The 10,535-nt window shown below is 46.2% G+C and carries 5 protein-coding genes; all 5 read left to right on the forward strand.

The window, feature by feature from the left end; translation table 11 throughout:
* Nucleotides 1–50 precede the first annotated feature (50 nt).
* Nucleotides 51–998 (forward strand): sugar kinase, encoded by a 948-nt coding sequence (locus PKX57_RS09785; protein ID WP_472417048.1) that lies wholly within the window; start codon nt 51–53, stop codon nt 996–998.
* A gap of 12 nt (nt 999–1,010) precedes the next feature.
* Nucleotides 1,011–1,967: a tripartite tricarboxylate transporter substrate-binding protein gene (locus PKX57_RS09790; protein WP_213922332.1), complete on the forward strand. Its 957-nt coding sequence runs from the start codon at nt 1,011–1,013 to the stop codon at nt 1,965–1,967.
* Nucleotides 1,968–2,030: 63 nt separating this feature from the next.
* Nucleotides 2,031–2,528: a tripartite tricarboxylate transporter TctB family protein gene (locus tag PKX57_RS09795; RefSeq protein WP_214047515.1), complete on the forward strand. Its 498-nt coding sequence runs from the start codon at nt 2,031–2,033 to the stop codon at nt 2,526–2,528.
* 4 nt (nt 2,529–2,532) lie between these two features.
* Nucleotides 2,533–4,023, forward strand: a complete 1,491-nt coding sequence (locus tag PKX57_RS09800; protein ID WP_213922330.1) for a tripartite tricarboxylate transporter permease — start codon at nt 2,533–2,535, stop codon at nt 4,021–4,023.
* A 733-nt stretch (nt 4,024–4,756) separates the two neighbouring features.
* Nucleotides 4,757–10,535: CARDB domain-containing protein (locus tag PKX57_RS09805; protein WP_472417050.1), on the forward strand; the 5,779-nt coding region annotated here is incomplete at its 3' end.

Raw genomic sequence — 10,535 nt, forward strand, 5'->3', positions numbered from 1 at the left:
GTTCTTGAACGTCCATGAAGCCGGTGAAAAGAAGTTGTTGAGGTGATTTTGTGAGCTGTGAGATTTATTCCTTCGGAGAACCACTGGCTGGTTTCTATGCAAAAGACCAGCGTAGACTTTCACAGATCGGGGATTTCCACATGACCTGGGGTGGTGACACCTCAAATGTTGTCGTCGCTTCTGCCAGGCTCGGAAGGAGCTCGGGATACATAACGAGAATAGGAAACGATTCCTTCGGTCGTGGGTTGATGGAACTCTGGGAAAGCAATGGTGTCGATACGACGAACGTGATAATCGATGAAGAGTCACCGACCGGAATGTATTTTGTGAGCTTTAACGGCGAAAGACATGAATTTGACTACCGCCGTAAGGACGCAGCAGCCAGAAAGTTCGGACCGGCCGACGCGGAAAAAATTTCACTAGAGGGCGTGAAAATCTTCCATCTGAGCGGTATTTCTCAGGCAATTAGTCGTGAATGCCTTGAAGCGAGCTTCGTGCTCATAAAACGTGCCAGGGCTCTCGGGGCGAAGATCTCTTACGACCTCAACTACCGGGGTAAGCTCTGGTCGAGCGAGCTGGCAAGGGCGGTATATCTAAAGACTATTACGGATTTTGCTGATATAGTCTCCTTCAACGAAGAAGAGATGGAGATTCTCTCCCTTCAAGGCTCTCCGGTCGAAGCAGTTATAGAAGTCATGAACATGGGACCCGGGATAGTGGCCTTCAGAAGAGGATCTCAGGGAGCGATACTCGGCACGAATGAAGGAATCTTCGAGGGGAAGGCTAAAAAAGTAAAAGTTTCCGATACGGTAGGCGCCGGGGACGCCTTCACGGCTTCGCTCCTTTGCTGCAATCTCGAAAACACGGGAACGCAAGAAACACTTGAGTTTGCTTTGAGAGCCGCTGCCCTCACCTGTACCGCAACAGGTTCGACCGAAGGGCAGCCGACCAGGAAACAGGTAATGGATTTTTCCGGGGGAAACCCTGTTACCCAATAGGAGGTGTTTTTGATGAAGAAGCTTTTAGTGTTTCTGGTAATTGCTTTGATCGCTTCGTCTCTGTTGTTTAGTGTCGATTATCCCAGAAAAGCCGTGTCGGTAATCTGCCCATGGGGTGCTGGCGGTGGAACCGACCGTGTTGCGAGATATGTTGCAGACGAGTTGAGCAAGGCCCTCGGACAGCCTTTCACAGTTGTCAACAGAACAGGTGGCGGTGGAGCGGTAGGTCACAGCGCCGGTGTCTATGCTGCTCCAGATGGCTATACTATTACCCTTGTAACTCTGGAGATAGCTAACATGCACTGGTTAGGCCTTACAACGATTACTTATGACGACTTCGATTATATTGCACAGTTCAACGAAGACGCCGCAGGTGTCATAGTAAAGGCCGATGCCCCATGGAATACTGTCCATGAACTTCTGGCAGATATCAAGGCAAATCCGAACAAGTTCTTCTTCTCAGGTTCGAGCGCGGCATCCATTTGGGATCTGGCGAGGATCGGAATGTTCAGTGAGGCAGGAGTTCCAGTGGATTCCGTTACATGGATACCGACGACAGGGGCGGCGCCTTCGATAATTGAACTGCTTGGCGGCCACGTCGATGTTATAACCTGTTCGATCGCCGAAGCTGCTTCCCAGCTTGACAGCGGCCAGCTAAAGGCTCTGGCTGTTATGTCAGATGAAAGGCTCCAGAGGTTCCCCAACGTTCCCACACTTAAAGAACAGGGAATTAACTGGTCGGCTGGTACGTGGAGAGGCATCTCCGTACCGAAGAATACTCCGACCGATGTCAAAGCGATCCTCGAGGCTGAAGTACTCAAGATTGCAAATTCCGAGGCTTTCAAAGAATTCATGGATATCAACGGCTTTGGTATCAAGATAAGAAATGGAGTGGAATTCTACGAATTTGCCAAGCAACAGGACAGCGCCTGGAAATCTGTGCTCGAACTCGGAGGATTCATTCAGTAATTGCCGTTAACGGGTGGCCCGGAGGGCTACCCGTTTCTTCAATTAAGTAATCGGGGTGATTGGATGAACATAAAAAACATTTTCTTTGGGATTTCACTTCTGGTACTTTCCGGTCTTATTTTCTTTTTCGGCTCGTCCTTCCCGAACTACGTGGTGCGGGGAAACAAGTTACCAGGACCGAAGTTTTTCCCTTTCACGATGGCTGTAATCATAATCATACTGGGCGCATACTACATCATCAAGAGCCTGATAATGATAAAGCTAAAAAGGATTCCTAAGGACGCTGCTCTTGCACCTTCTGACAAAATTACTTTAGACGGTATAAAAAATGTAATAGCAATTATCGCGGGAATAATTGTCTTCGTACCTTTGATAAACTTGCTGGGCTTCATTCTTGGAGCCACGATCATATCTACAGCTTTGATGATAATTCTAAACGTCAAGGTCTGGCGTTCTTTAGTATATTCGGTGATTCTGGTGGTCGCTATTTTCTTGATATTCGGCATGGTTTTCAAGATTCCGCTTCCCGAGGGAATCGTTGTGGCCATGTTCCAGGGGTGATCGTATGGATATTATTCTCTCGATCTTAAGCCCGGATGTGATATTCCCCGTACTTTTCGCCATGACTTTCGGCATTTTCGTCGGTGGATTGCCCGGTCTAACGGCTACCATGGCAGTTGCTTTGATAATACCTATCAGTTATTACATGAGCCCTCTAGCGGGTCTGGGAATGGTACTGGGGGTTTCTTTCACATCGATCTTCTCCGGCGATATCCCCGCGACTTTTCTCAGGATTCCGGGAACTCCAGCCTCTGGAGCGGCCACCTTAGATGGTTTCGAACTGGCGAAGAAAGGGAAGGGCTCGCTGGCGCTGACGCTGGATCTCTTCTGCTCGGCGATCGGCGGGTTAATCGGAATACTTTTACTCATATTAATTGCACCGCCACTGGCAAATTTTGCCCTTCAGTTCACCAATTTCGAATACTTCTGGCTCGGGCTTTTTGGCTTGAGTATGAGCGCCGTTTTGAGCAAGGGAAACATGATGAAAGGACTGACATCGGCCGTCCTGGGACTTGCGATATCTACAATTGGTATCGATATAACCACGGGATACCCGCGCTTCACTTTTGGAAATATAGAGCTTATGGATGGCATAGGTTTCATCCCCGCAATGATCGGGCTCTTTGGAATCTCCGAAGTTCTCAAGAGAGTTCAGCAGGGAGCCGCCAAACTCCAGCTTCCTCCTATAACCGAGAAGGTTAAAATCTCGCCGATAGAAGCCCTGAAGATAATATGGAAAGAAAAGATGACCCTAATCAAGGCGGCCTTTGTGGGGACTTTCATAGGCGCTCTTCCAGGTGCCGGTGCAGACATTGCAGCCTGGGTTGCTTACGGTGTAGAGAAGAAAACCTCCAAAAACAGCGAAGACTTCGGTACAGGCAACATAAAAGGGGTTATCGCCCCCACAAGCGCCAACAACGCCGCGCTTGGCGGTACCTGGATTCCTGCACTGGTCTTCGGTGTTCCGGGTGATACCATAACCGCCATCGTACTCGGCGCCATGCTCATGTACGGATTGAAACCTGGACCGTTGATATTCACCGAATCGAGAGAACTCGTGAATGGAGTCTTCGGAATCGCAGTTCTGGCAAACATACTCATGATACCTATAGGTTATCTAGGAATAAAGGCTTTCGCGCAAGTTTTAAAACTCAAAACCAGTGTAGTTCTTACGGGAGTAGTTCTCTTCTCAATGATAGGGTCTTATGCTATCAGGAACAGCTATTTCGATATCTACGTGATGCTCGCTTTCGGATTCATAGGCTACATCATGGAAAGGCTTGCAGTGCCTCTGGCTCCCATGATACTGGGGATCATATTGGGTCCTATGGTCGAAGATAATCTCAGAGTCGGGCTAATAAAGACCGGTGGAAGCATGAATCAGTTCTTCACCAGGCCTATTTCTCTGGTGCTGTTCCTGTTGATCTTGCTGGTCTTCCTCGGTGGACCGACGGTCGGGTTACTCAAAAAAGCCTTTAAAAGTAAGAAGTCATAATCCTCTAGAATTGCAAATATGAAGAGAAAGAACCGATTGGATTCAATCGGTTCTTTTTTTTATGTATCAAGTCCCTGGCGGAAAACGGGTTAAAGAACAACTCATAAGAAGAATCGAGTAAGGAAAAGGTATTCGATATAAATCGACATACAAAAACAGGGGTGTTCCATACTACAGGGTTTCTTGAATGATCTTGTGCCAGACTCACTTTGAAATGCCTTCTTTTTTCTTTTTTTGAAGTATATACCGTGCAATTTTCAAATGTGAAATAGAAAAAAACGGTATAGATACAGATATTTGTTTTAATGACAATCACTTTTCCGATTATCAATTTGGCCAGTTAGAGCTATGAACAGAAAAGGCGCTAAAGTTCTTTGTGTGTATATATTCTATCGTATGATTATATCATATATAGTTAATCGCACGAATAACACAAATAATGAATGGGTATTTTTAATAGTATAAAGTCATGTCGAAGTCGCTGATAGATTGTATATAGCTATTTTAGCTCTTAGTATTATTAGCAACTGATACTATAACAATTCTCAAGAATCTATAGCGACTCAATTTTTTACTCTTTTGACAGATAATTTGTAACATAATAAGTCAATCGAATGTATTGGATTTTTTTGAATTTATCTTATAATAATTCTCGAATAGGAATAGTTCAGTTTTCTTTGAAACACTTTCATTAGTTTGCGTTTTTGGGGTGGAAATTTAGGAGGCTATAAATATGAGAAGATTTGTACTCTTCATTCTGTTTGCTTTTTCACTCTTCTTCGTTATAACAGGCTGTGTGGTTTCCAATCCAAAAGTAGAGAGGCTAGTTCCACCCGAAAACGCACCTGAGGAGGTTATTTTTGCCCCTCTAAGCGATAGCGGTGTACAGTCATCTTCGCTCATTGTTGGGGCCGATACGGTGATTGGCCGGATAGAATACTGGGTAGACGATGAAGAGAAGCTTCTGTACATAGATTTCTATGCAACGGAGAATGGCTGGTTGCTGACGGAAACGAGAGTAGCTACTGCGCTTTCTCTTGCAGAACTTCCAAGAAACCCAGAAACCAGGCGGTTAGACCCGGATTACTATCCAAATTTCAACATTCACAACCCACCGGTAGGCATATCGCACTTTGTATTGCCTCTGGGTGAACTGGAGCCTGGAACAACAACAAAACTTTACTTCTCGGCCTATGCCGAAGCGATAAGAAAAGAGAACAAATACTTCTCCCAGATAGGAATCACCGCTCCGTGTGTTTACTATGTTATAACCTACACTGAACCGGTGATCGAACTTAGACCGATACTCAACGTAGAAGTAGATGGCAAAATCGCTCTCTCAAGAGTAACCGAATATGATTGGCAACTGACGAAAGAAGCCACTCCCGAGGCGATAGTCGACCTTGAGCGCGGCAACAGCGCCACGGTCGAATATACGCTTACAGCCACCAGAAGCGTACCGGAAATCAAAGATACTTATACTGCATCCGGAGTGGCTACAGTCACCAATCATGGAAGTCTGGAAGCAACCAAAGTCGGTCTCAAAGTCACCTTACTGGGGAAAAAAGGTACGGACTGGCTTGAGATAGATTCGAAAGTATTGATAGAAGTCAGCTCCAACACAACGATAGCGGCGAGCGATCTGGTGGGTATAGGAAAACCATTCACTTTCACCTTCGATGCAGGCGATTACACAGAGGTGAAGATTCTCGCGCAAGCCGAAGACGACTGGCCTGAATCAGTGAGTGATGAAGAAAACCATATGGTGCCTGTCTCTCCTACCGGGGAGACAAAAATAGACGAAAGCGCTTCGGTGATAGACATGCCAGTCAATCTGGCGGATTTTGAAAGTCGAGGGTTCCTTGTGGACCACACCGGTACATGGCCATGGGACGAATCGCCATGGATCCTGGACGACGTTTCCGGTGGTCAGAAGATCTATTCGATATCGATTAAAAACGAAAGTGCTGACGAGAACTCTTTCGGTGTGACGCTCACGAACATAGCAACGCTCACAGAAAGTGACACCCTGGAGATACGTGAGGACAACGCCAGAGTATTGGTTACGACTCCCGAGCCATTCATAGAGACCCCGGATCTAGATATGACTCTGGAAGCAACTGTAAGCTGGACAGGAGTGCTCGAATACGACTGGACAATAGAAAAGAGTGCAACCCCGACTTCTTTGACACTGGCACAGGGAAACTCTGGAACCGTAAACTATTCGGTGGCTGTTACCAGAGTGAGCGGGGATGCGACATACACATATACAATATCCGGGACGGCTACTGTTTTGAACACGGGAAACATAGCCTTGAACGTAGCAGGTGCCGTGAATCTCGATGGGTACGCGGGAAAGACAGTCTCTATTGGTCCTTTGATAATTGCTGCAGGGGCGAGTCACGAAGTTCCATTCACCTTCACGGTAGAAAGCGCAACTGAAATAATCAACTTCACTGTGAAAGGAAATGCTCATTCGGTAGATTTGCCGGTCAATGTAGATAAATCTCTAGGGCTTGTTTCACCCGGTACACCTGAGAGCTATACAGAGATAGATGAAAAAGCGGATGTCATAGATAAAATCACAGGACTACCTTCAGGATTCAAAGCAACTGCAAGTGTTGAACCGAGAGAATGGAAGGACCTTACAGACGACGCAACATTCACATACATTGTAACCGTGACTAACGAGGAAGCCACTTCCGGTGGCAAATTGACCAACACGGCAACAGTTACAGAGAACGATACGGATGAAGAAGACTCGGACGATGAAGAAGTGACTGTAAATGTACCCGGACTGAACATGGTACTGGAAGCGACTGTGAACTGGTCAAAGGAAATTGAATACGATTGGTCTATCGCAAAAGATGCCACTCCAACTTCGTTGACCCTTGTACAGGGAAGTTCAGGTACTGTTGATTACACTGTAGTAGTTACAAAAGAGAGTAAAGATGCTACATACACCTACACTGTGAGCGGAAAAGTAATTGTTCAGAACACAGGAACAGTTGGACTTACGGGTGTTAACGGAACAGTTTACCTCGATGGGCACGCCGGTAAAAGCCTTACTTTGGGGCCGGTATCGCTCGCTACCGGTGAAAGCAAAGAATTCCCGTACAGTTTCACTGTTGAGAGCGACACTGAAATTGCAGGCTTCACCGTTAAGGCCGAGATTGATTCGGCTGAAACTTCAGATGTTAACGACAGTAAAAATCTCACACCCAGCGTTGATCCACAAAGCTTGATAGAAATAGATGAAATGGCGGACGTAATAGATGAAATAACTGGACAGCCTTCGGGGTTCGACATATCGGCCAGCATTGAGCCGAGAGTTTGGAATGGTTTGACCGACAGTGCGACTTTCACGTACACTGTAACCGTTACCAATCAGCAAGCCACCTCTGGAGGCAAAATAACGAACACGGCGACTGTGACTGAGAACGACACGAAAGAAGAGGACTCGGACGACGAAGAAGTAGTACTTAACGTACTCGGACTCAACATGGAGCTGGAAGCGGCTGTCAACTGGTCGGAGAAAATAGAATACGACTGGAGCATTGTGAAGGACGCAACTCCGACTTCTTTGACTCTCACACAGGGAAGTTCTGGAACTGTCGCCTACACGGTTGTGGTAACCAGAGAGAGCGAAGATGCCACATACACCTATACCATAAGCGGAAAAGTAATCGTACAGAACACCGGTACAGTTGGACTAACGAATGTTAAAGGAACGGTATATCTGGACGGTTATGCCGGCAAGAACCTGGCATTAGGACCTGTGTCACTCGCTACCGCTGAATCCAAAGAATTTCCATACAGCTTCACTGTAGAAAGCAAGAGCAAGATCTCCGGCTTCACCGTTAAAGCCGAGATTGATTCGGCGGAAACCTCAGGTATTAACGACAGTGAAAATCTCACACCCAGCGTCGGTCCACAAAGCCTAATAGAAATAGATGAAATGGCGGATGTCATAGATGAAATAACTGAACAGCCTTCGGGGTTCGATATATCGGCCAGCATTGAGCCGAGAGTTTGGAATGGTTTGACCGACAGTGCGACTTTCACGTACACTTTGACTGTAACCAACCAGGAAGCAACCTCCGGCGGTAAAATTACGAACACGGCAACGGTTACCGAGAACGACACGAAAGAAGAGGACTCGGACGATGAGGAAGTAACGATCAGCGTGCCTGGACTCAACATGACGCTTGAGGCAACGGTAAGCTGGGCAAAGGAACAGGAATACGACTGGGACATCGAAAAGGATGCAACTCCAACTTCGCTTTCTCTTGCAGAAGGCAACTCAGGAAATATAAACTATACCCTCGAGATAATAAGAGAGAGCGGTCAGGCAACTTACACCTACACGATTTCAGGTACTGCAACTGTACAGAACACTGGAGATATACAACTTACGGATGTTTATACCAAGGTTACCCTTGTTGGATACTCTATGGAGAATACTGTATTACTCCTGTCCCCACTTGCTCCAGGCGGAAGCGAAGATACGAACTTCTCTTTCACAATCAGAAGTAATACAGAAATTTCTGGATTTACTGTGAAGGCCGAAGCCGATTCAATAGAGACTCCGAAGTCCTATGACACAGCTAATCTCACAACACCTGTTAATTACAAGAGTCTCATAGAGATCGACAAGACTGCTGTAGTAAATGACCTGATAACTAAGGTTCCATCGGGTTTCACCATAGTACCTCCCACGCTTGAAAGAAACTGGGACCTCACAGATCCAGATACTTTGAAATACTCGTTAGTGTTGAAAAATATGAGTGCGGGACCAGGTACGTACTACCTTACAAACACTGCGACAGTGACGGAAGATGATACAGGCGAAAAACATTCGGACAACGCAACCGTCACCATCACAGTGGATGAAGACCCGGATCTAGCCATAATCAACGAACATGATATGGAATGGGATCAGGAGAGAGTATATTACTGGTCGATAGAGAAGAATGCCGATCCAAATGAACTGGAACTCGAAGCCGAGGAAGACGGTACTTTCACTTACACCCTTGTGGCAACAAGAACCTACGAAGAAACCAATACCTCTACTATTACAGGCATGGCAACTGTAACTAACACGGGCAATGTTGCGCTTTCCAGCATCTCAGTGGAAATAATCCTCGAAGACTCACTCGGTGTGCAGATAGATAAATATACCGACAACATTGCTACACTGGCAATCGGTGCTCAGAAAGAGATTCCATACTCTTTTAGCTTCGACCCCACATCCTATAACGCACCGTTCAAAGTAACAGCTAAGGCCATAGCCGGTTCAATGTCCGATGAAACTGAAGATACACAGAATCTGCCTACGGCTAATCTGTCGGAGATCGATAAGGACGCCTACGTAAAAGATACCTTCGATCCATTCGACATTGACGGCATTGCTCTCGAAGGAAACGACTATCGTGAATGGTTCAACATAATAGAAGGCTCCGACTGGAACTCTCAGACGAACAGCTGGAGTGTAAGCTACACAGTAGCTGCGACTAACATTGGAGCCGAACCAGGCTCTTACCCACTTGATAACACGGTAATTATCTATGGTGAAGATACCGATTTAGAACATGATCGGGACGATGAAACAGTAACGATTTTTGTTTCACAGAGCCAGTTAGCGATTCTTGTTACAAGCAATCTGGCAACCATGTACTGGGAAAAAGAAATCGCTTATGTGTGGGATATAGAAAAGGATGTAACTCCTAAAGAAATTATACTTCCCACTGGAGAATCAACCGATCTTGAATACTCGATAGATATAAACAGAGAAATAGGCAGCACAAAGCACACGGCGGCTTTGAATGGAACTGTTGAGATTGAAAACCTTGCAACAGCAACCGCAAACGCACAAATAGTTTCGATAAAGGTTCAACTCAGATCTTCCGATGATGAGGTCTCCTGGACGGATGTCGGTGGAGAGGTAGATGTTGACTTTTCCCTCAACGATGTTCTGAACCCCGGAGAGAAGGGTACTTATAATTACCAGATTCCTAATTTCAATCCCGAAGAAGGTAAATACTACAGAGTGAAGGCTTTCGTAGTAGCTATCGACTACTATGGAGAGGCAAACAGTGATAGTGCCGGTCCATTATCACCGACACTTGTGAAAGAGACAGATAAATACGCATCTCTAGAGGATGAATTTATGCCACTGGAGAAATTCACGCTGAGCAATCTTCCCGTATGGCCCATACTTATAACCGAACCCTCCACTACGGTAGTCTATTCGGTCACTATAACCAACGATTCGGCGGGACCTGAGGGAGCACCGTATTACCTGGATAATATAGCCACTCTCTACAGAGTACACGAACAGCCAATGTTTAGTAATAGTTTACTTGCTAGCAGCAGTAGTAGCAGACCCAATTATAGTCTTGCTGGCAATACAGACGATATTCTAGACTGGGACGATGCCCAGGTCAAGATATATGTACCGGCACCTGGACTGAGCGCGGAGGTAGGACTTGAAGTCGGAAGAGAAGACGAGA

It is taken from the genome of Mesotoga sp. (genome assembly GCF_035363035.1).
Lineage (GTDB): Bacteria > Thermotogota > Thermotogae > Petrotogales > Kosmotogaceae > Mesotoga.

What these genes read in the sequence shown, in the direction of transcription:
- PKX57_RS09795 (WP_214047515.1), top strand. Translation starts at nt 2,031, where the DNA reads ATGAACATAAAAAACATTTTCTTTGGGATTTCACTTCTGGTACTTTCC.
- PKX57_RS09790 (WP_213922332.1), top strand. Translation starts at nt 1,011, where the DNA reads ATGAAGAAGCTTTTAGTGTTTCTGGTAATTGCTTTGATCGCTTCGTCT.
- PKX57_RS09800 (WP_213922330.1), top strand. Translation starts at nt 2,533, where the DNA reads ATGGATATTATTCTCTCGATCTTAAGCCCGGATGTGATATTCCCCGTA.